20 protein-coding genes are annotated in these 21,082 nt (G+C 68.1%); 10 read left to right on the forward strand and 10 right to left on the reverse strand.

The window, feature by feature from the left end; all coding sequences use genetic code 11:
• Positions 1–24 precede the first annotated feature (24 nt).
• The 4 genes from ACLD0U_RS07380 to ACLD0U_RS07395 are packed head-to-tail and all read right to left on the reverse strand — an operon-like array spanning position 25 to position 4,965.
• On the reverse strand, positions 25–1,512 hold the full coding sequence (locus ACLD0U_RS07380) for an ATP-binding cassette domain-containing protein (RefSeq protein WP_410340200.1): 1,488 nt from the start codon (positions 1,510–1,512) through the stop codon (positions 25–27).
• Positions 1,509–2,351, reverse strand: a complete 843-nt coding sequence (locus tag ACLD0U_RS07385; RefSeq protein ID WP_410340201.1) for an ABC transporter permease — start codon at positions 2,349–2,351, stop codon at positions 1,509–1,511. The genes ACLD0U_RS07380 and ACLD0U_RS07385 overlap by 4 nt, the downstream gene beginning before the upstream one ends.
• Entirely contained in the window at positions 2,348–3,325 is a 978-nt protein-coding gene (locus ACLD0U_RS07390; RefSeq protein ID WP_410340202.1) for an ABC transporter permease, read from the reverse strand. Before ACLD0U_RS07390 ends, ACLD0U_RS07385 begins: the two co-directional genes overlap by 4 nt.
• Positions 3,322–4,965, reverse strand: coding sequence for an ABC transporter substrate-binding protein (locus ACLD0U_RS07395; RefSeq protein WP_410340203.1), 1,644 nt, complete (start codon positions 4,963–4,965; stop codon positions 3,322–3,324). Before ACLD0U_RS07395 ends, ACLD0U_RS07390 begins: the two co-directional genes overlap by 4 nt.
• A gap of 180 nt (positions 4,966–5,145) precedes the next feature.
• On the opposite strand from ACLD0U_RS07395, the gene valS reads away from it, so the two are divergent.
• Positions 5,146–7,734, forward strand: coding sequence for a valine--tRNA ligase (gene valS / locus ACLD0U_RS07400; protein ID WP_410340204.1), 2,589 nt, complete (start codon positions 5,146–5,148; stop codon positions 7,732–7,734).
• Positions 7,734–7,949, forward strand: a complete 216-nt coding sequence (locus ACLD0U_RS07405) for a hypothetical protein (RefSeq protein ID WP_179410587.1) — start codon at positions 7,734–7,736, stop codon at positions 7,947–7,949. The genes valS and ACLD0U_RS07405 overlap by 1 nt, the downstream gene beginning before the upstream one ends.
• A 111-nt stretch (positions 7,950–8,060) precedes the next feature.
• Here ACLD0U_RS07405 and ACLD0U_RS07410 read toward each other — a convergent pair whose 3' ends face one another.
• Together ACLD0U_RS07410 and tdh are read right to left on the reverse strand one after the other, a co-directional pair.
• Positions 8,061–9,239: a glycine C-acetyltransferase gene (locus ACLD0U_RS07410; protein ID WP_206549618.1), complete on the reverse strand. Its 1,179-nt coding sequence runs from the start codon at positions 9,237–9,239 to the stop codon at positions 8,061–8,063.
• Between the two features lie 8 nt (positions 9,240–9,247).
• Positions 9,248–10,291 (reverse strand): L-threonine 3-dehydrogenase, encoded by a 1,044-nt coding sequence (gene tdh, locus ACLD0U_RS07415; RefSeq protein WP_410340205.1) that lies wholly within the window; start codon positions 10,289–10,291, stop codon positions 9,248–9,250.
• Between the two features lie 81 nt (positions 10,292–10,372).
• Between tdh and ACLD0U_RS07420 the strand changes: the two genes are divergently transcribed.
• The 4 genes from ACLD0U_RS07420 to ACLD0U_RS07435 all read left to right on the forward strand — a co-directional run bounded on the left by ACLD0U_RS07420 (position 10,373) and on the right by ACLD0U_RS07435 (position 14,866).
• On the forward strand, positions 10,373–11,281 hold the full coding sequence (locus tag ACLD0U_RS07420) for a LysR family transcriptional regulator (protein ID WP_179410584.1): 909 nt from the start codon (positions 10,373–10,375) through the stop codon (positions 11,279–11,281).
• 80 nt (positions 11,282–11,361) lie between these two features.
• Positions 11,362–11,979, forward strand: a complete 618-nt coding sequence (locus tag ACLD0U_RS07425) for a DUF4956 domain-containing protein (protein ID WP_206549617.1) — start codon at positions 11,362–11,364, stop codon at positions 11,977–11,979.
• A complete protein-coding gene (locus ACLD0U_RS07430) occupies positions 11,976–12,767 on the forward strand; it encodes a polyphosphate polymerase domain-containing protein (protein ID WP_410340206.1) in 792 nt (263 codons plus the stop codon). Before ACLD0U_RS07425 ends, ACLD0U_RS07430 begins: the two co-directional genes overlap by 4 nt.
• Before the next feature lie 44 nt (positions 12,768–12,811).
• Positions 12,812–14,866, forward strand: coding sequence for a M3 family metallopeptidase (locus ACLD0U_RS07435; protein WP_410340207.1), 2,055 nt, complete (start codon positions 12,812–12,814; stop codon positions 14,864–14,866).
• A gap of 167 nt (positions 14,867–15,033) precedes the next feature.
• Here the strand turns inward: ACLD0U_RS07435 and ACLD0U_RS07440 are convergent, their stop codons facing one another.
• Both ACLD0U_RS07440 and clpX read right to left on the reverse strand, forming a co-directional pair.
• Entirely contained in the window at positions 15,034–15,762 is a 729-nt protein-coding gene (locus tag ACLD0U_RS07440; RefSeq protein ID WP_410340208.1) for a Type 1 glutamine amidotransferase-like domain-containing protein, read from the reverse strand.
• A complete protein-coding gene (gene clpX / locus ACLD0U_RS07445; RefSeq protein WP_179410580.1) occupies positions 15,759–17,027 on the reverse strand; it encodes an ATP-dependent Clp protease ATP-binding subunit ClpX in 1,269 nt (422 codons plus the stop codon). Before clpX ends, ACLD0U_RS07440 begins: the two co-directional genes overlap by 4 nt.
• A gap of 148 nt (positions 17,028–17,175) precedes the next feature.
• Between clpX and ACLD0U_RS07450 the strand changes: the two genes are divergently transcribed.
• The 4 genes from ACLD0U_RS07450 (at position 17,176) to ACLD0U_RS07465 (ending at position 18,666) form a co-directional block, all read left to right on the forward strand.
• Positions 17,176–17,535 (forward strand): hypothetical protein, encoded by a 360-nt coding sequence (locus ACLD0U_RS07450; RefSeq protein WP_410340209.1) that lies wholly within the window; start codon positions 17,176–17,178, stop codon positions 17,533–17,535.
• A gap of 238 nt (positions 17,536–17,773) precedes the next feature.
• Positions 17,774–17,902, forward strand: coding sequence for a hypothetical protein (locus ACLD0U_RS07455; protein WP_410340210.1), 129 nt, complete (start codon positions 17,774–17,776; stop codon positions 17,900–17,902).
• A gap of 12 nt (positions 17,903–17,914) precedes the next feature.
• Positions 17,915–18,058 (forward strand): hypothetical protein, encoded by a 144-nt coding sequence (locus ACLD0U_RS07460; RefSeq protein ID WP_410340211.1) that lies wholly within the window; start codon positions 17,915–17,917, stop codon positions 18,056–18,058.
• Between the two features lie 140 nt (positions 18,059–18,198).
• Positions 18,199–18,666 (forward strand): LysM peptidoglycan-binding domain-containing protein, encoded by a 468-nt coding sequence (locus ACLD0U_RS07465; protein ID WP_410340212.1) that lies wholly within the window; start codon positions 18,199–18,201, stop codon positions 18,664–18,666.
• A gap of 112 nt (positions 18,667–18,778) precedes the next feature.
• Here the strand turns inward: ACLD0U_RS07465 and ACLD0U_RS07470 are convergent, their stop codons facing one another.
• Together ACLD0U_RS07470 and ACLD0U_RS07475 are read right to left on the reverse strand one after the other, a co-directional pair.
• Positions 18,779–19,630, reverse strand: a complete 852-nt coding sequence (locus ACLD0U_RS07470; protein WP_410340213.1) for an aldehyde dehydrogenase family protein — start codon at positions 19,628–19,630, stop codon at positions 18,779–18,781.
• On the reverse strand, positions 19,627–21,069 hold the full coding sequence (locus ACLD0U_RS07475; protein WP_410340214.1) for an aldehyde dehydrogenase family protein: 1,443 nt from the start codon (positions 21,067–21,069) through the stop codon (positions 19,627–19,629). The genes ACLD0U_RS07470 and ACLD0U_RS07475 overlap by 4 nt, the downstream gene beginning before the upstream one ends.
• Between the last annotated feature and the right edge of the window lie 13 nt (positions 21,070–21,082).

Here is a 21,082-nt window from a genome sequence, read left to right on the forward strand (position 1 = left end):
CTGATAATCCGCGCGCGGCCCGTCTCAGACGGGGCGGCCCGCTGCCAGCAGCTCGGCCGTGAACGGATGCTGAGGATCGGCGAACACGCGTGCGACCGGGCCCTGTTCGACGATCTCGCCGTCTCTCATGACAAGGACATCGTCGCTGACCGCGGCGATCACATCGAGGTCGTGCGACACGAACACCATGGTCAGTTCACGCTCCCGCTGCAGACGCCGCAGCAGAGCGAGCACGCGTTCACGCACCGTCGGGTCGAGCGCCGACACCGGTTCATCCAGCACGAGCACCTGGGGGTCCGCGGCGAGCGCGCGTGCGATCGCCATCCGCTGCCGCTGCCCTCCGGACAGCTGCGACGGGCGGCGGCGACCGAGCTCCGGGTCGAGACCGACCTCCCGCATCAGCTCCGCCGCCCGCGACGAACGCTGCGCGCGCGGCACTCCGGCCGCCTGAAGCGCCTCGTGCAGCGAGCGCTCCGTGCGCCATCGCGGGTCGAACGCACCGAGGGGGTTCTGGTGCACGAGCTGCACGCGCTGGGGCGAAGTCCACCGCAGCGCACCGGCGTCGGGGCGCTCGACGCCGACCAGCATCCTCGCCAGCGTCGTCTTCCCCGATCCCGACTCCCCGACGATGCCGAGCGTACGACCGGCCTGCACCTGGAACGTCGCGTCGCGCAGGACGGGCCGGTCGAACGTCTTCGACACCCCGACAGCGTCCAGCAGCGTCGGCCCTGCCGCGCCGGCTTCACGCACCTCGTGCCGCGTCGCGGCGATCAGACGACGCGTGTAGTCCTCCTGCGGGGCGGCGAAGATGTCGGCCACCGTCCCCTGTTCGACGATCCGCCCGTGGCGCATCACGATGACACGATCGGCGACCCGGCTCACCGCGGCGAAGTCGTGACTGATGAACAGCACACCGGTTCCAGAGTCGGCGATCTCGCGGAGCAGCGCGAGCACGCGGGCCTGGACCGTGGCGTCGAGCGCCGTTGTCGCCTCGTCGGCGACCAGCACGTCGGGTTCTGCGGCGAGCGCCGAGGCGATCAGCGCACGTTGCCGCAGCCCGCCAGACAGTTCATGGGGGTAGGCGCGGGCGCGACGCTCGGCATCCGGCATGGCCACCCGCTCAAGCAGCTCGCGCACACGCGCCGGGCGCTCCCCCCGCGCGATCCCGTGGATCTCCAGCGGCTCGGCGACCTCGGCGCCGACGCGCCGCAGCGGATCCAACGCAGCGAGCGCGTCCTGCGAGACCAGAGCGATCCGGCGCCCGCGTAGTCGGCGCCACGCCGACTCGGCGAGGCCGGTGGCATCCGTGTCTCCGATCGTGAGCGCATCGAGCGCGACGGATGCTCCCGCCGGTGCCGCACCGAGCAGGGCCCGGGCGGTGAGGGATTTACCGGCCCCGGACTCGCCGACGATCGCCACGCACTCACCGGGCTCGACGGTGACGGAGACGTCATCGACGACGACGGTGCCGTCGAAAGAGATACGCAGACCGCGCACATCAAGGACGCTCATGAGAGGACCCCGTCCATTCGGGCGCGCAGTCGCCGCCCCACGATGGTCGCGGCGATCACCGTGAGTGAGATCGCGAGCCCGGGGAACACCGAGACCCACCATGCGGTACCGAGCACGTTCCGCCCACCCGAGAGCATCAGGCCCCACTCCGGAGTCGGTTCGACGGGCCCCAAGCCGAGAAAGCTCAGGCCTGCGGCCGCGAGGATGCTGGATCCGATGCCGATCGTGGCGAGAACGCTCAGCGTTCCGAGCACGCCGGGAACGACATGACGCAGGAAGGCGCGCGCGGGCCCGACCCCGAGGATGCGCGCCGCCTCGACGTGTTCGGCGATGCGCAACGTGCGCGTACTCGTCCTGGCCAGGCGGATGTACACCGGCACGGCGGCGATGGTCACGGCGATCGCGACATTGATGTGCCCCGGCCCGAGCAGCGCCACGATGATCAGTGCGATGAGGAACTCGGGAAAGGCCAGCACGATGTCGTTGATCCGCATCGCGACGGCGTCGACACCCCGCGGTGCCACCCCGGCCAGCGAGCCGAGCACCAGCCCGCCCACGAGCGCCAGGCCCGTGGCGAGCACACCGATCCCGACCGACGGGCCCGCCGCGTACACGACGCGAGAGAAGACATCACGTCCGCTCTGATCAGTGCCGAACAGGTGGGCAGCGCTCGGTGGGCGCAGCGCTTCGCGCACCTCGGTCTCCAGCGGGTCGTGCGTGGCGAAGAGTGCCGGGAACAGCGCCGCGACGGCGATCAGCGCGAGAAAGGCGAGGGCCGCCCACAGCACCGCGTCGGTCGGGCGCATCCGGTGCCGCGTGGTCACCTCTGCGACCGTCATCGCGGCTCCCCCGCTCCGGCCGGCGTCGCGTCGGTCGGCGTCGCGTCGTTCCGGCGTCGCGCGACGCGCAATCGGGGGTCGATCAGTGGATGCACGAGTTCGACGATCGTGTTGATGACGACGAAGACCAGCGCGCTGAGCATGATGATGCCGGTGACGACCGGCAGGTCACGATCAAGAATCGCGGTGAGGGCGACCCGGCCGAGGCCGGGGCGCGCGAACACCGTCTCGACGAGCACCGCGCCGCCCAGCAGCGACCCGACGAGATAGGCGGTCAGCGTCAAGGCACCGGATGCCCCGTGCCGCAGAGTGTGTACGAGGGTCAGCCGCACCGGCCCAGCGCCTCGCGCGCGCACCGTCTCGGCGAAGGGCTGCCGCTCAGCCTGCTCGATGCCGTCGCGCAGCACCTGCCCGATCAGTGCCGCCACCGGCAGCGCAAGCGTGATGGCAGGAAGCACGATCGTCGCCGGATTGCGCGTGCCCGCGACCGGGAACCATCCGAGACCGAACGCGAAGACCGACAGCAGAATCAGTCCGATCCAGAACACCGGCGATGACAGCACCACGAGCTCGACGGCGCTGGCGATGGCGCGCGGCACGCCGCGGCGGGCCAGGAGCGCGACCGTCAGCGCGAGTACCACGCCGATCACGAGCGCCAGCAGTGTCAGCTGCACGGTCGGGGCGAGATTCCGTCCGATCACCTCGGCTACCGGCATCCGCAATTGATATGACTCCCCGAGGTCGCCCCGCAGCAGTCCGCCGAGGTAGTCGAGGTACTGCTGCAGCGGTGGGCGGGTGAGGCCGAGTTCGTCGCGGATGCCGTCTTTCGTCGCCTCGGACACCTGCGCGAGCGGTCCGAGCATGACATCGACGGGGTCACCGGGAATCACCCGGAAGGCCAGGAACGCGAGCGTCGCCGCACCCCACAGTACGAAGACCGCGGATGCGACGAGCTCGACGACCCGGCGGATCACGGCGTGGCGACGGTGGCTTCGTAGAACAGCGGACGACCGTAGAGGTCGTACGTCAGCCCGTCGACGGTGGCTCCCCCGGCGGTGATGAGCGAAGGAGTGTAGAGCGGCACGATGGCAGTGTATGCCGCGTTCCACTCCTGCACCTGCTGGTAGGCCGCGTCGCGGTCCGCCTGCTGCTGGGCAGCCAGCCCCTCTTCGAGCAGCGCATCGATCTCGGCGTTGCTCACCTGCGAGGCGTTCTGGAACCCTTCGCTGTGCAGGTGGTTGCGCAGCAGGTCGGCGTCGACACCCGAGAAGCCCCAGTCGGTGATGTCGAACGTCTTGGGACCGTAGCGCTCGTTGTACGCGGCCGGCTCGAGCACGTCGCGGGTGATCTCGAACCCGACCTCGGCGAGGTCGGACTGGACGACGTTGGCCAGAGCGGTGCGGTCATCGGGAACGGGCGTCCACGCGATCCAGTCGGCGGTCAGCCGCTCGCCGTCCTTCATCCGAATGCCGTCGTCGCCGCGTTCGGTCCAGCCGGCCTCATCGAGCAGCGTGTTCGCGACGTCCTGATCGAATGCCCAGGTGCCCTCGACGGCGGCGTCGTAGCCCGGCGTCGAGGCAGACAGCACGCTCCACGCGCGCGGGAACTGACCGTAGAAGATCTCCTCGACGGCCGTGTCGATGTCGATCGCCCTGGCGAACGCCTGGCGCACCTTCTCATCGGCGAACACGCCGTGCTTCTCGTTGAGGAACAGCGAGTACGGCAGACCGGGGTACTCGATCGCCTCTACCTCGACGTCGTCGGGGAGTGTTGCGACCTGGTTCGGCGGAATGTTGCTGGCGAGGTCGGCCTCGCCGCTGCCCACCACGCCTGCACGCACCGATGCCTCCGGGAGGATCTGCACGCGCAGAGTCTCGAACGCGGCGGCGGCGTCGCCGTGCGGCCCCCACGCGTAGTCGTCGTTGCGCGAGTAGACGAGCTCCTGGTCGGGGGTGTACTCCGTCAGCACGAACGGACCGGTACCGACGTTGATGCCGGGTCCGCCGGCCTTGAGCTGATCGCCGGCCTCTTCGAGCACCTTCGGCGACCAGAAGCCGAGCTGCGCGGTGCTCGCCGCCTGCAGGAACGGTGCGTAGGGCTGCGTGAAGCTGACGGCGACCTCGTACTCCCCCAGCACCTCGGTGCCCGCGTAGTAGTCGCCACCGAGCATGCTCGCCGCCTGCGCCGAGACCGTGTCGGGATCGATGATGCGATCGAAGTTCGCCTTGACGGCGGCGGCATCGAAGGGCTCCCCGTCGTGGAAGGTGACGTCGTCACGCAGGCGGAAGGTGTAGGTGGTGCCGTCCTCGGACACCGTCCAATCGGTAGCGAGCCACGGCGAAAACGATCCGTCGGCCTCTTGGAAGACGAGGGAGTCGAGCACCTGGCGCTGCACCATGCCCGACACGTCGAGCTGACTGATCTGGGGGTCCATGTGGCCGGCCGCGAGGTTCGCCCCTTCGATGGCCCAGACGAGTTCGCCGTTCGGGTCGGCGGCGCCCTGTGCGTCGTTCTGACCGTCCGAGGCTGGGCCGGCGCAGGCGGAGAGCAGAAGGGCGGATGCTGCGGCGAGCGCCGCGAGCGGAAGAAGTCGGCGCACGGTGGATGCGGGCATAGTGATCCTCAGGAAGAAGAGACGGGTTGGGCCAAGTCTACCGTCGATTCTTGGACGGCGTCGAGATATCACCGCTGGTAGCCGGCGTCGCCCCGTCGAGCGCGCCCGGTAGACTGACCCGACAACCCACACTCAGGCACGCTCACACAGTGCCGCACACATCGCTCGAAGGAGACCTCCATGTCCAGCATTCCCGATAAGCCCGCACTCGAAGGTCTCGAAGCGAAGTGGGGCGAGGCCTGGTCCGAGCAGGGCACCTACCTGTTCGATCGCGCGCGTGCGACCGGATCCGGCCGCGACGGCGTCTACTCGATCGACACTCCCCCGCCGACGGCGTCGGGCAGCCTGCACATCGGCCACGTGTTCTCGTACACCCACACCGACATCAAGGCGCGCTTCGAGCGCATGCGCGGCAAGAACGTCTTCTACCCGATGGGATGGGACGACAACGGCCTGCCCACCGAGCGCCGCGTGCAGAACTACTACGGGGTGCGCTGCGATCCCTCCCTCGCGTACGACCCCGACTTCACTCCCCCGCTCGAGGGCGGCGGCAAGTCCTCGCGCGCGGCCGACCAGATGCCGATCAGTCGCCGCAACTTCATCGAGCTGTGCGAGAAGCTGACCGTCGAGGACGAGAAGCACTTCGAGGCGCTGTTCCGCCAACTCGGCCTGAGCGTCGACTGGACCCAGTCGTACCGCACCATCTCGGACGACACGATCCGCCAGAGCCAGCTCGCGTTCCTGCGCAACCTGGAGCGGGGCGAGGCGTACCAGTCGCTCGCGCCGACGCTGTGGGACATCGACTTCCGTTCGGCGATCGCCCAGGCTGAGCTTGAGGACCGCGACCAGCAGGCCGCCTACCACACCATCGAGTTCCCCTTCGCCGACGGCTCGGGTTCGATCGCGGTCGACACGACGCGCCCTGAACTGCTGCCGGCGTGCATCGCGATCGTCACCCACCCCGAGGGGCCGCACAAGCACCTCATCGGCACGAAGGTGCGCACGCCGTTCTTCGGCGCCGAGATCGAGATCCACGGGCACCACCTCGCCCTGGCCGACAAGGGCACCGGGGCCGCGATGGTCTGCACGTTCGGCGACGTGACCGACATCGTGTGGTGGCGCGAGCTGCGCACGACGGCCGGCGCCGAGCTGCCGAACATGACCACCATCGGGCTGGACGGACGCTTCCTTCCCGAAGCCCCCGAAACCGTGGCGGATGCCGACGCACGCACCTGGTATGCCGAGAGCATGGCAGGCAAGACGGTGTTCAGCGCTCGCAAGGCGCTGGTTGAGAAGCTGCAGGAGACCGGCGACATGACGGCGGTCGGCAAGCCCTTCAACCACGCCGTGAAGTTCTTCGAGAAGGGCGATCGCCCGCTCGAGATCGTCTCGACACGTCAGTGGTACATCCGCAACGGCGCACGAGACGCCGAACTGCGCGACCAGCTGGTCGAGCACGGGCGCGAGCTGGCCTGGCACCCCGACTTCATGCGGGTGCGCTACGAGAACTGGGTCGGCGGCCTGACCGGCGACTGGCTCGTCTCGCGTCAGCGATTCTTCGGCGTTCCGATTCCGGTCTGGTACGCGCTCGACGAGAACGGCGAGCGCGACTACGACCGCGTGCTCGTTCCGACGACTGCTCAGCTGCCGATCGATCCGACCACCGATGTGCCCGACGGATACACCGAGCAGCAGCGTGGCGTCGCGGGCGGTTTCGATGCTGAGAAGGACATCTTCGACACCTGGGCGACGTCCTCGCTCACGCCGCAGCTGGCCGGTGGCTGGCAGCGCGATGAGGACCTCTGGAACCTCGTGGCGCCGTTCGACCTGCGTCCGCAGGGCCAGGACATCATCCGCACCTGGCTGTTCTCGACGATGCTGCGCTCGACGCTTGAAGACCACCGGTCGCCGTGGCGCAACGCGGCGATCTCGGGCTTCATCGTCGACCCCGACCGCAAGAAGATGTCCAAGTCGAAGGGCAACGTCGTCACCCCGGCCGACATCCTCGACAAGCACGGCTCCGACGCGGTGCGCTACTGGTCGGCGTCGAGCCGTCTCGGAATGGACGCGGCGTTCGACCCGCAGAATCCCACGCAGGTGAAGATCGGTCGCCGCCTGGCGATCAAGATCCTCAACGCGGCGAAGTTCGTGCTGTCGTTCCCGGTCCCCGAGGGCGCTGAGGTCACGCACGCACTCGATGCGTCGATGCTCACCGCACTGGACGCCGTCGTGCGCGACGCGACCAAGGCCTACGAGAACTACGACCAGGCCAAGGCGCTGGAGGTCACCGAGGCGTTCTTCTGGACCTTCTGCGACGACTACCTGGAGCTGGTGAAGGAGCGCGCCTACGACCAGACGGACGTCGGTCAGGCATCCGCCGCCCTGGCGCTGCGCCTGGCGCTGTCGACGCTGCTGCGCCTGCTGGCGCCGATCGTGTCGTTCGCAACCGAGGAGGCGTGGTCGTGGTTCGAAGAGGGCTCGATCCACACCGCCGCATGGCCGTCCCCGCTGGGCATCGACGGTGACACCGCGGTGCTCGACGCCGCCAGTGAGGCGCTGATCGGCATCCGCCGCGCGAAGACCGAGGCCAAGGCCTCGCAGAAGACTCCGGTGTCCAGTGCCACGATCGCCGCCCCGGCGGCGAAGGTCGAGGCGCTGCGCGCCGCGGCCGATGATCTGCGTGCGGTCGGGCGCATCGCCGAGCTGAGCTTCGCGGATGCCGACGAGCTGACGGTCACGGCCATCGAGCTCGCCCCGGTGGAGGCGTGATGCAACTCGGCACGCGCTGGGCGACCGGGGCGAAGCCGCCGGCGTCCGTGCCGGCCGAGCTGCACCCCGCGATCACCGAGGTCGAGGCGCGGGGCCTGACCGGGCACTGGACCCTCACCTGGCTGGAGGGCCGGCCGATCGCCGAGCTCGACGCCGGGTGGGAGGTTCTGCTCAGCTCGACGGGCGAGGTCATCGCACGCCCGTTCGAAGACTGAACCGACACCCCCACTTCACGCCGAGACCCCGTGCTGCAGACGTCTGCAGCACGGGGTCTCGGCGATAACACGGGGTGTCGGCGGGCGCCTCACCTCATGGCAGCGACAGCGTCAGCTCACGGCGGCGCGTGCCGCGACGAACGCGGCCACACAGCGCTCGACCTGCTCGGGCGTGTGCGCCGCCGAGAGCTGCACGCGGATGCGCGCCAGCCCCCGCGGAACGACCGGGAAGCTGAACGCCGTGACATACACGCCCTGCTTCTGCATCTCGTCGGCGATGCGAGCCGTCAGCGCGGCGTCACCGAACATCACCGGGACGATCGGGTGCTCTCCCGGCAGCAGCTCGAAGCCCTCTTCGGTCATGCGGGCGCGGAACAGCGCGGCGTTCTCGCGCAGACGGGCACGAAGGTCGGCCGACCCCTCGACGAGGTCGAGCGCCGTCAGTGTTCCGGCGACGATCGACGGCGCCAGCGTGTTCGAGAACAGGTACGGGCGCGAGCGCTGGCGCAGCAGGGCGACGATCTCGCGGTGCGCGGCGACGTATCCACCCGAGGCCCCGCCGAGCGCCTTGCCGAAGGTACCGGTGTAGATGTCGACCCGCCCTTCGACGCCGCACAGCTCGGGCGTGCCACGGCCGTGCTCACCGACGAACCCGACGGCGTGCGAGTCGTCGACGAAGACGAGCGCGTCGTACCGCTCGGCGAGGTCGCAGATCTCCTGCAGCGGGGCGATATAGCCGTCCATCGAGAACACGCCATCGGTGACGATGACGCGGAAGCGGGCATCCGAAGCCGCCTTCAGCTGCTCTTCGAGATCGGCCATGTCGCGGTTGCGGTAGCGCAGACGGCGTGCCTTAGACAGGCGGATGCCGTCGATGATCGACGCGTGGTTCAGCTCGTCCGAGATGATGGCGTCCTCGGCCGTGAACAGCGTCTCGAACACACCGCCGTTGGCGTCGAAGCACGACGAGTACAGGATCGCGTCGTCGGTACCGAGGAAGCCGGCGAGGCGACGTTCGAGCTCAAGGTGCTGGTCCTGGGTACCGCAGATGAATCGCACGCTGGCGAGGCCGTAGCCCCAGGTGTCGAGCGAGCCCTTCGCGGCCGCGAGGATGCGCGGGTCGTCGGCGAGACCGAGGTAGTTGTTCGCGCAGAAGTTGAGCACCTGCGCGCCGCCCGTCGTGATCTCTGCCTGCTGCGGACCCGCGATGCCGCGCTCGCGCTTGGTCAGCCCGGCTGCTTCGATACCCGCGAGCTCATCGGCGAGGTGGTTCTTGAAGGTGGTGTACATGTCGGCTCCTACAGCTCAGTCCAGTCGAGGATGATCTTGCCCGTGCCGGCGGCCTCGGCGGCGGCGAAGCCCCGCTCCCAGTCGCGCGCGGGAATGCAGTCCGCGATCACACGGCTGATCGAATCGCGCAGCGTCGCGCTAGTGTGCAGCATGGCGCCCATCGCGTTCCAGGTCTCGAACATCTCGCGACCGTAGATGCCCTTGATCGTGAGCATATGGGTGACGAGCTTGCCCCAGTCGATGTCGAATCCGCTGCTGGGGAGCCCCAGCATGGCGATCTGACCGCCGTGCTTCATGTTGTCGATCATCGCGGGCAGCGCGGTGGGTGCACCACTCATCTCAAAGCCGATGTCGAAGCCCTCGCGCATGCCCAGCGAGCGCTGGGCTTCGCGGATGTCCCGCTGAGAGACGTCGATGACCTCGTCGGCCCCCATGACCTTGGCCATCTCCAGGCGCGGTGCGCTGACGTCGGTCGCGACGATGTAGCGGGCACCGGCGTGGCGCGCCACGGCGATCGACATCAGTCCGATCGGCCCGCAGCCGGTGACCAGCACGTCCTCGCCGACGACACGATAGGTCAGGGCGGTGTGCACGGCGTTGCCGAGCGGGTCGAAGATCGCGCCGAGCTCGGGGGTGACGTCGTCGTGGTGCACCCAGACATTCGTCGCCGGCAACGAGAGGTACTCGGCGAATGCGCCGTCGCGCTGCAAGCCCAGACCGATGGTGCGGATGCACATCTGGCGACGTCCGGCACGGCAGTTGCGGCAGGTGCCGCAGACGATGTGCCCCTCGCCCGAGACGCGGTCGCCGACGGCGATGTCGTGCACGAGCGGACCGACCTCGACGACCTCGCCGTAGAACTCGTGTCCGGGGATCAGCGGTGCCTCGATGGCGGATGCCGCCCAATCGTCCCACCGTCGGATGTGCAGGTCGGTGCCGCAGATGCCGGTGCGCAGCACGCGAATCACGACCTCGCCGGTACCCGCCACCGGATCCGGCCGATCGACCATCTCCAGTCCTTCATGCGGACCGCTCTTGAAAAGTGCCTTCATACTTCGATCTCACTCCACCCGACGTTGTAGAGCAATCACCAAACACTGCACTGTGGATTAAGCAAGAACTAAACTTTGGGCATGGAACTCCATCAGCTGCAGATCCTTCGCGAGCTCGGCACCCTGGGCAGCGTCACCGCCGTCGCCGAAGCACTGCGCGTGACCCCCTCGGCCGTGTCACAGCAGCTGACCGCTCTGCAACGGGGCTTCCGCACGCCGCTGACACGCAAGCAGGGACGCACCCTGGCGCTCACCGCAGCCGGTGAGGTGCTCGCCGCCGCCGGCGCTGAGGCCATCGATGCCATGGCCGCCGCACGCAGCGCACTCGACGAGTACGAGCAGGACAGCACGGGAACCGTCACCATCAGCGGCTTCCACAGCGTCGGGCAGGCGCTGTTCGGCGCCCTGTTGCGCGAACTGTCATCTGCCGAGGCCACACCGGCGGTGCAGCTGACCGACGAGGACGTCGCGCAGAACGAGTTCCCCGCGCTCACCGCCCGGTACGACCTCGTGCTCGCGCACCGCATGGAGCATTCACCGCCCTGGCCGACACAGGGCATCCGCAGTCTCACCCTCGTGCGCGAGCCGCTCGACATCGCCGTCGCCGTCACCCACCCGCTGGCGGGGCGTGCGGCGGTCACCGCCGCCGACATCGCCGGAGAACGCTGGGTCACTAGCCGGGTCGGATACTCCCCCGACGATGTGCTCGGCGCGATCGCGGCCGTCGCAAATCGATCCCCGCAGGTGCAGCACCGCATCAATGACTACGGCGCCGTCGCCGCCGTGGTCGCCGCGGGTGACGCGATCGGCATGCTGCCGCGTTTCACCTCACGCAGCGTCGACGACCGCGACATCGTGCGACTGCCGTTGCGGGGCGTCGGCAACCATCGCCTCATCGATGTACTGGCACGCCCCGAGACGCTCCGGCGGCGTAGTGTACGCGTCGTGGTCGACGGACTGCAGCAGGTGATGGCGCGCCTGAGTGAATGAGAGAGTCCTCATTCACGCCTCATTCTGAACTCATCCCGAGTCGTCATCGTGAATTCATCACCGTTCACGAGGAGTTCACCATGATCACCACGATCGCCATCGCCACCAACGTCGCAGCCATCACCGTGCTCGCCTACGCGCTGTACTTCCGGCGCCACCGCCGGCGCGACCTGATGCTGTCGTACGTCGCCCTGAACACCGGTGTGATGGCCGTGACCATCGCGCTGAGCTCGGTCGAGGCGGGCATCGGCCTCGGGCTGGGCTTGTTCGGCATCCTGTCGATCATCCGCCTGCGCTCGGACCAGATCACCCAGCAGGAGATCGCGTACTACTTCACCGCCCTGGCGCTCGGCCTTCTGGCCGGTCTGCGGCCCGAACCCGCGTGGCTCATGCCCCTGCTGTCGGCACTGATGCTGATCGTGATGGCCGTCGTCGACAGCCCCCTGCTGGCACGCAACCACCGCCGTCAGACGCTGACCCTCGACCGCGCCTACACCGATGAGACCGAGCTGAAGGCCGCCGTCGCAGCTCTGCTGGGAGCCTCGACCGTCCGCGTGGAGCTGCTGGAGCTCGATCTGGTGCGCGAGACCACCGTCGTCGACGTGCGCTACCGCCGCGACCCCGCTCGCCCCACCGGTCGCCCGACGGCCGACCAGCGACTGGTCGCCGAGACCGCCGCTGATCGGATGCCCGCATGAACGCCCTCGACGAGGTGATCGCCGACCTCGAGCCGATCTCGCTGGAGGAGCTCTCCGGCGCGGCCGCGCTGCTGGATCGGGTCGACCGCAAGTACTTCGTGCCACGCGAGCTGTTGGGAACGTTGCTGCGCGAGATGCAGGGGCTGCGAGTGTTGGAGATCGGCGGCGCGCGCACCTTCCTGTACCGCACCGTGTACTTCGACTCCCCCGAGTTCACGTTCTTCCGCCAGCACGTGCAGCGGCGCCGCCACCGTTACAAGGTGCGCACCCGCACATACACCGAGTCGGGCACGTGCATGCTCGAGGTGAAGTCGAAGGGACTGCGCGGTCGCACGCTGAAGGAGCGCCGCCCGCACGATGTCGATCGCTCGGATGCTCTGGATGCCTCGGACCGCGAGTACGTGTCGTCATTGATCGGCTCGGACGGCAGTGATCTGAAGCCCGTGCTGCAGACCTACTACCACCGCACAACACTGAGCCTCGGTGAGCAGCGGGTCACCCTCGACACCGATCTCGACTGCGAGAACGATGAGCAGAAGGTCACCGGCCCGCAGGACGTGTTGGTCGAGACGAAGTCCCCCGACGGCGCCGGAGACCTCGACCGGCTGCTGCTGCAGCACGGCATCCGCCCGCACTCCGTGAGCAAGTACTGCATCGGGGCGGCGCTGCTCTACCCGCACCTGCACCACAACGACTGGAGTCGTCTGCTGCGCCGCTACTGGCCGGGCGCCACGCGCCGCCGCCAGCGCCCCGCGACGCGCCGCACGGCGACAACACGGCGCGGGTAGTGGCGGAAGGGGGCAGGAGCATCATCCCGACCTAGACTCGACGGATGACCGTGGACACCAACCCGCTCCTGTCCCCTTCGTCGCTGCCGTATGGGCTTCCCGACTACGCCGCGATCCGGCCCGAGCACTACATGCCGGCGTTCCGCCAGGGCTTCGACGAACAGCTCGGCGAGATCCGGTCGCTGACGGTGGTGCGATCGATGCCCACCTTCGAGAACACGATCGAGCCGCTGGAGCGCAGCGGTGAACTGCTCGACCGCGTGGCCCACGCCTTCTACACCGTCAGTTCGGCGGATGCCACGCCCGAGATCCAGGCCATCGACGAAGAGCTCGCCCCGCTGATGGCCGCTCATCACGATGCGATCCTGCTCGACGAGCAGCTGTACTGGCGTGTCGCCCGGGTGCACGACGCACTCGACGCCCGGCCGGACCTCACCGCCGAGCAGCGTTATCTCGTGCAGCGCCACTTCCGAGAGATGACGCATGCCGGCGCCGCGCTCGACGCCGATGCGAAGGCCCGGCTCACCGCGCTGAATCAGCGCCTGTCCTCGCTGAGCACCGCGTTCGAGAAGAACCTGCTCAACGACACGAACGACCTCGCCGTCGTCTTCGATGACGCGGCCGACCTCGACGGCCTCTCGGATGGCGAACTCAGCGCCACCGCGCGCGCCGCCGCCGATCGGGGCCTGGAGGGCAGCTTCCTGGTGACGCTGCCGCTGTTCACCGGGCATCCGTATCTCGCCGCCCTCACCGTGCGCGAGAGCCGCCGGCGCATCCTCACCGCATCTCTCGCGCGGGGTGCGCGCGGAAACGCGCACGACAACCGCGCGGTGCTCGCCGAGATCGTCGGGTTGCGCGCCGAGCGCGCGACCCTGCTGGGCTACGAGTCCCACGCCGCGTACGTCACAGCAGATGAGACCGCAGGGTCACCGGATGCGGTCGAGCGGATGCTGCGCGAACTCGCCGTACCGGCGGCACGCAACGCCGAACGCGAGCGCGATGCGCTGCAGCGCATCATCGACACGGTCGAACCCGAGCCGTTCGCTCTGGAGGCACACGACTGGGCCTTCTACACCGAGAAGGTGCGCGCGCAGCGGTTCGATATCGACGTTGCCGCCCTGCGCCCGTACTTCGAGGCCGAGCGGGTGCTCGTCGACGGTGTGTTCTTCGCCGCGTCGCAGCTCTATGGCATCCGTTTCACCGAGCGCGACGATCTGCGGGCGTACCATCCCGATGCCCGCGTCTTCGAGGTGCACGACGCCGATGGTTCCGCGGTCGGACTCTACGTACTGGATCTCTACACGCGCGATTCCAAGCGCGGCGGCGCATGGATGAATCCGATCGTGAGCGAGTCCGCACTGCGCGGCCAGCTACCGGTCGTCGCGAACAACCTCAACGTGTCCCGGCCGGGCGACGGACAGCCCACTCTGCTCACGCTGGATGAGGTGACCACGCTCTTCCACGAGTTCGGGCACGCCCTGCACGGCCTGTTCGCGCGCGTGACGTACCCCCATTTCTCGGGGACGAACGTGTTCCGCGATTTTGTCGAGTTCCCCAGCCAGGTCAACGAGATGTGGATCCTGTGGGACGAGGTGCTCAGCAACTACGCCCGGCACCACGAGACCGATGAGCCGCTGGACCGTGCGGTGGTCGAGCGCCTGCAGGCGTCGACGACCTTCGACCAGGGACACGCCACCAGCGAGTACCTCGCGGCGGCGTGGCTGGACCAGGCCTGGCACCGCATGGGCACGAGCGACGAGCTCCCCGAGGTCGCGGAGTTCGAGCGTGCGGCACTCGCCGACATCGGCCTGCTCAACCCGGTGGTGCCGACGCGGTACTCGTCGACCTACTTCGCCCATGTGTTCTCCGGCGGCTACAGCGCGGGATACTACTCGTACATCTGGAGCGAGGTTCTCGATGCCGACACCGTGGCGTGGTTCCGCGAGCACGGCGGCCTGACGCGCGAGAACGGTGATCGGTTCCGTCGCCTGCTGCTGGGTGTGGGCGGTTCGAAGGAGCCGTTGGAGGCCTACCGCGAGTTCCGCGGGAGGGATGCCGAGATCGGCCCGCTGTTGAAGCGGCGCGGGCTGGATGGCTGAGCCCGCTGCACGACTTCTCGCTGCACAACTTCGGAGATCTGCGCGTTCTCGGAGACGGATTCCGCAGGGCCTCCGAAGTTGTGCAGATCTCCGAGGACGCGCCGCGTCGGCGTCCCGGGCACGCGCACGCGGCGCGTTCTCCGACGGCGGATGCCCGTGATCGGCGCTCAGCGCGCCGTCAGCTGCCGCACGGGAATCTCGCGCTCGACGCCGACGCCGACTCCGTCCCGGCGCTCCACCTGGAAAACGGGACGCCCGGGCTGTTCACTGACCGCCTCGACGAGCTCGCCGTCGCGCCAGATGAGGGCCGAGAAATCGTCGGCCGCGACTCCCTCGGGCAGCCTTCCCGAGCCCACCCAGTCGATGTACTTCTCGCGGCGCCCCGGCTCACCGAGGTAGTGCGGGCAGGCGCTCCCGGGCAGGAATCCGAGCCCATCGGGCAAAGGAGCGAGCGGTCCGAACGAGTCGGTCGACGAGGCGTCGAACCAGCAGTTCATACCCGCGCTGATGCCGGCGAGGATCGTGCCGTCGGCGGCCGCCGCGCGAAGCACCTCGGGCACACCGTGCAGACGCCAGATCGCCAGCAGGTTGGCCGTCGAACCGCCGCCGACGTAGATCACGTCCTGATCGCGAAGCATCTCGGGGTCGGTGTAGTCGTAGACCCGGTTGCCGAACAGCGACAGCACCGAGGTCTCGGCGCGTCCCGCGAAGGCGGCCTCGAAGCGACTGCTGTAGTCGAGGGAATCACCGCTGGCCGTGGGCACGAAACAGACCTTGGGTCGTTCACGTCCGGTGAGGTCCAGCAGGAGGTCGTCGATGGCCGACGTGCCGTCATCGGACATCGAGAATCCACCGCCGCCGAGCGTGACGATGGTTCCCCGGATGGCCGCGCTCACGCGCTCTTGCGCTTGCGGCGCAGGATCACCGTCGGGGCTGCGCCCTCTTCGACGGCGTCCTTGGTGACGATGACCTTGGAGACGTCCTCGGCGGAGGGGATCTCGAACATGATCGGTCCGAGCACGTCCTCGAGAATCGCGCGGAGTCCTCGGGCGCCGGTCTTGCGTTCCACGGCGAGGTCGGCGATCGAGCGCAACGCGTCTTCTTCGAACTCGAGCTGCACGTCGTCGAGCTCGAACATGCGCTGATACTGCTTGACCAGTGCGTTGCGGGGCCCGGTGAGGATGTCGATGAGCGCGTCCTGGTCGAGCGGCGACACAGAGGTCACGACCGGGAGTCGACCGATGAACTCGGGGATCAGACCGAACTTGTGCAGGTCCTCGGGCAGTACCTCGCCGAACAGGTCGAGGTCCTTGCCCTTGTCGTGCAGAGGTGCGCCGAAGCCGACGCCGTGTTTGCCGACACGGGCCGAGATGATGTCCTCCAGCCCGGCAAACGCTCCCGCGACGATGAACAGTACGTTCGTCGTGTCGATTTGCAGGAACTCCTGGTGCGGATGCTTGCGACCACCCTGCGGCGGGACGGAGGCGACGGTGCCCTCCAGAATCTTCAGCAACGCCTGCTGGACCCCTTCGCCCGACACGTCGCGCGTGATGGAGGGATTCTCTGCCTTGCGGGCGATCTTGTCGATCTCATCGATGTAGATGATGCCGGTCTCGGCGCGCTTGGTGTCGTAGTCGGCGGCCTGCAGCAGTTTGAGCAGGATGTTCTCGACGTCCTCGCCGACGTACCCCGCCTCGGTCAGCGCCGTGGCATCCGCGACGGCGAACGGAACGTTCAGCCGCTTTGCGAGCGTCTGCGCGAGGTAGGTCTTGCCGCACCCAGTGGGTCCGAGCATGAGGATGTTGCTCTTAGCGACCTCGACCTCTTCGGCCTTCTGCTCGGCCGGCTGCAGGGCACCGCGGGCGCGCACGCGCTTGTAGTGGTTGTACACGGCGACGGCGAGTGACCGCTTCGCGGGCTCCTGACCGACCACGTACTCCTCGAGGAAGGCGAAGATCTCGCGCGGCTTGGGAAGCTCGAAGTCGGCCACGGGACCGGCACCGGCCTCGGCCATGCGCTCCTCGATGATCTCGTTGCACAACTCGACGCACTCGTCGCAGATGTACACACCAGGGCCTGCGATGAGCTGCTGCACCTGCTTCTGGCTCTTTCCGCAGAACGAGCACTTGAACAGATCAGCGCTTTCACCGATGCGGGCCATGCGTCCTCCTCGGGATCGAAAGATCGTCCTCTGAGCCTAACCGCACCCGCCGACACCCGGGCGGATTGGCGCGCAGACAGGACGAAGGTGCCGACGGACGTCAGCGATTCCGATCATGCTCTTGGTTTGTCGGAAACAGCCTCTACTCATGGCGCGCATCGGCGGCCAGAAGCACGACGTCAAGGATATGCACGGCAACCCGATCATCCCCGGACGCGATGGTTGGGGTCGCAAGGCGGCCGACGCGCTGCGCTCGCTCGCGGCGACCAGCCCGCAGGGCGCAAAGTCGCTCACCTCGGGGAGCGTTTCGGTTCCCGAGGTCCTCAGCGGTGTGGTGATGGATGCGAAGCCTCGCACGGTGCTCGATCTCATCCCGGTCATCGACCCGCAGCGCGCGGGAGTGAAGGTCGACGACGGGGATGGCGAGAACGGGTTCACCGCTTCCGCGTGCACGCGAACAAGACGGAGGACCTCGCCTGGCACTACCTCGACGATTTCTCCGACCTGATCGACGTGCTGCAGATGCAGCTGGGCGAGGACGCGCTCGCCCAATCGAGAAGGACGCGATCTCCGGCGACGGCGTCGACGACCGCCTCACCGGCATCCTCGAGACCTCCGGCGTCCAGGCTCAGGCGTTCGAGGGCGCCCTGCTCGCGACGCGCTCGGCTGCCAAGTACAAGCTGCTGGCACATGAGCGGAACCTCACAGGCTGGGCGATAGACGCGCTCGACCTGCAGGCACTCGAAATGCTCCGCGAGAACGGCTCGACCGGCGTGTTCCTGTTCAAGGATCGCGCCCCGGTCGAAGGCTTCCTCGGCGCTTCGGTCGTGACCATGCTCGGCCTTCCCGTCGGGCAGGCCGTCGCCGCCGAGTGACCCCAGGCCGAGTTGCACCCGCTCGGCGATGACGAACTCGCGTTCGACAGCACCCAGCGGACCAAGAACAACACGTTCCTGATTATGTTCGAGGGCCGCTACGGCTTCCGCGTCAAGAAGCCGTTCGACTTCGTCAATGTCGCGCTGGCTGGCTAGGTACCAGCGTGGGCGGGCGCTGCTGTCGCAACAGCAGCGCCCGCCCCACCTCGACGCCACCGCTGGCATGCTGCAGACGCTCCCGCGAGACCGAGGCAACAGAGGGCATTTGGCAAGCCGTCTATGCCAAGATCGCAGGCATGCAACGCCTCTACCTCGCCTCTGCTGCCCTGGTTATCGCTGCCGTCGCGCTCGTCGGCTGCTCCCCCACCGCAGAGCCTGATGCAGCCCCTGCGGCGTCTAGGAGCACCCAGCCCACCACCGCACCGGCCGACACCGCTTCCGAGGACAAGCAGGGCACCTGCGGTGAACCGGCCCGCATCGCGTTCCGCGGTGTCGACGGTGAGCCGAAGGCCGCGGAATTTCTCGGTGACCTCGTCGACAGCGGCTCGACTGACGGTGCGACCGGCTCGTTGTCCGAAAACGCAGCGGGCGAAGTCGCCTACACCGTCGCTCCGAAGGACTCGATCTTCGTGCTCGCGGACCGATTCTGCGTCGACCTCGACTCGGTGATGCGGTTCAACCATCTTGAGTCGCCCACGATCCACCCCGATCAAGTGCTGGTGCTCCGTCCCGCCGACGGATCCGTGTGGACCCCCGAACCGTAGACCGATGACAGCCGGAATCCTCGCGACCGACTTCGGCCGCGAGGATTTCGCTCTACCGAGCTGATCCAAGCGAGGCACTGAACATCGCAGGTTGGTTGGGACAGGTCGAGTACTACAAAAGCGCCTTGGTGTGCCAGACCGTCTTCGTCTCGGTGAATGCTGTGATGCGATCGAGGCTCGGTTCGGCGGATGCCGGGCGCAGCACGCGCTTGAGCGTGTCGGCCGCCGCGATCTCGAGGTCGACCCAGTCGAGGGCCCCCGCTCCGGTGAGATCCAGGGCGTTGACGTCGGCGTGCGAGGCGAGCCAGGGCGCGATTTCGGCGGCCGAACCGGTGAGCACGTTCACGACGCCGCCGGGCACATCGCTGGTCGCGAGCACCTCTGCCAGGCTGATCGCCGACAGCGGGTACTGCTCGCTCGCGACGACGACCACCGTGTTGCCCGCCACCAGAGCCGGCGCGACGACCGAGACGAGCCCGAGCAGCGCCGAGTCCTGCGGCGCGACCGTCGCGACGACACCGGTCGGCTCGGGTACGGAGATGTTGAAGTACGGCCCCGCCACGGGATTGGCGTTTCCGGTGACCTGCGCGTACTTGTCGCACCAGCCCGCGTACCAGACCCACAGGTCGATGGCGGCGTCCACCTGCGTTCCGGCGGCGGCCGCGGTCACGCCCTCCTGAGCGACGATCTCGTCGACGAACTGGGCGCGACGACCCTCCAGGATCTCGGCGACCCGATAGAGCACCTGACCGCGGTTGTACGCGGTCGCACCCGACCAGCCCTTCACGGCGCCGCGCGCGGCGACGACGGCATCCCGGGCATCCTTCCGCGAGGCCTTCGCGGCGTTGGCGAGGAACTCGCCCTTCGCCGAGCGCACCTCGTAGGTGCGTCCCGATTCGCTGCGCGGGAACGCACCGCCGATGGCCAGCTTGTACGTCTTCGGAACGGTCAGTCGCTTGCTCATGCCGATGCTCCCTTGAGGTATGCGGTCAGGCCGTGTCGGCCGCCCTCGCGCCCGTATCCCGACTCCTTGTACCCGCCGAACGGGCTGGCCGGGTCGAACCGGTTGAAGGTGTTCGCCCACACGACACCGGCACGCAGCTTGTCGGCCACGGCCAGGATGCGCGACCCCTTGTCGCTCCAGATGCCCGCCGACAGGCCGTACGGGGTGTTGTTGGCCTTCGCGATCGCCTCGGCCGGGGTGCGGAAGGTCAGCACCGACAGCACCGGACCGAAGATCTCGTCGCGCGCAATGCGATGCGACGCCTCGACACCGGTGAAGATGGTCGGCGCGAACCAGAAACCCTTGTCGGGAATCGCACAGTCGGCGGTCCAGCGCTCGGCGCCCTCGCTCTCGCCAATCGCGCTGAGTTCGCGGATGCGCTCGAGCTGGGCCGCGGAGTTGATCGCACCGATATCGGTGTTCTTGTCGAGCGGGTCCCCCAGGCGCAGAGTCGACAGTCGGTGCTTCAGTCGGTCCACGACCTCGTCGTGAATCGACTCCTGCACCAGCAGCCGGCTCCCGGCGCAGCACACGTGACCCTGGTTGAAGAAGATGCCGTTGACGATCCCCTCGACCGCCTGGTCGATCGGCGCGTCGTCGAAGACGATGTTGGCCGCCTTACCGCCCAGTTCCAGCGTGACCCGCTTGTCGGTTCCCGCGACGGCCCTGGCGATGTTGCGGCCCACGCCGGTCGACCCCGTGAAGGCGATCTTGTCGACGTCGGCGTGCCGCACCAGCGTCGCGCCGGTCGCCCCGGCACCGGTGACGATGTTGACGACGCCGGCGGGCAGGTCGGCCTGCTGCACGATCTCGGCGAAGATCAACGCCGTCAGCGGCGTCGTCTCGGCCGGCTTGAGCACCACGGTGTTGCCCGCGGCCAGTGCCGGGGCGATCTTCCACGCGAGCATCAGCAGCGGGAAGTTCCACGGAATGATCTGCCCCGCCACGCCCAGCGCCTTGGGGTCGGCTCCGAGTCCCGCGTAGTCGAGTTTGTCGGCCCAGCCTGCGTAGTAGAAGAACCAGGATGCCACCAGCGGCACATCCACGTCGCGGCTCTCCTTGATCGGCTTGCCGTTGTCGAGGCTCTCTGCCACGGCGAGCTCGCGTGCGCGCTCCTGCACGAGACGTGCGATGCGGAACAGGTACTTGCCGCGGTCACGCCCGCTCATCTTCGACCACACCTTGTCGTGCGCACGGCGTGCGGCCGCGACGGCGCGATCGATGTCGTCGTCGGATGCCGATGCGACCTCGGCGATGCGGGACTCATCGGCGGGAGAGATCGTGTGGAAGCTCGACCCGGTGCCATCGACGAACTCGCCGTCGATGAACAGCCCGTAGCTCTCACGCAGGTTCAGGACTGCCTTGGACTCGGGTGCGGGAGCGTATTCCAGGAATGACATATGCGCTCTCCTT

The organism is Microbacterium sp. 2216-1, assembly GCF_046507855.1.
In the GTDB taxonomy this organism is placed as follows: Bacteria; Actinomycetota; Actinomycetes; order Actinomycetales; family Microbacteriaceae; genus Microbacterium; species Microbacterium esteraromaticum_C.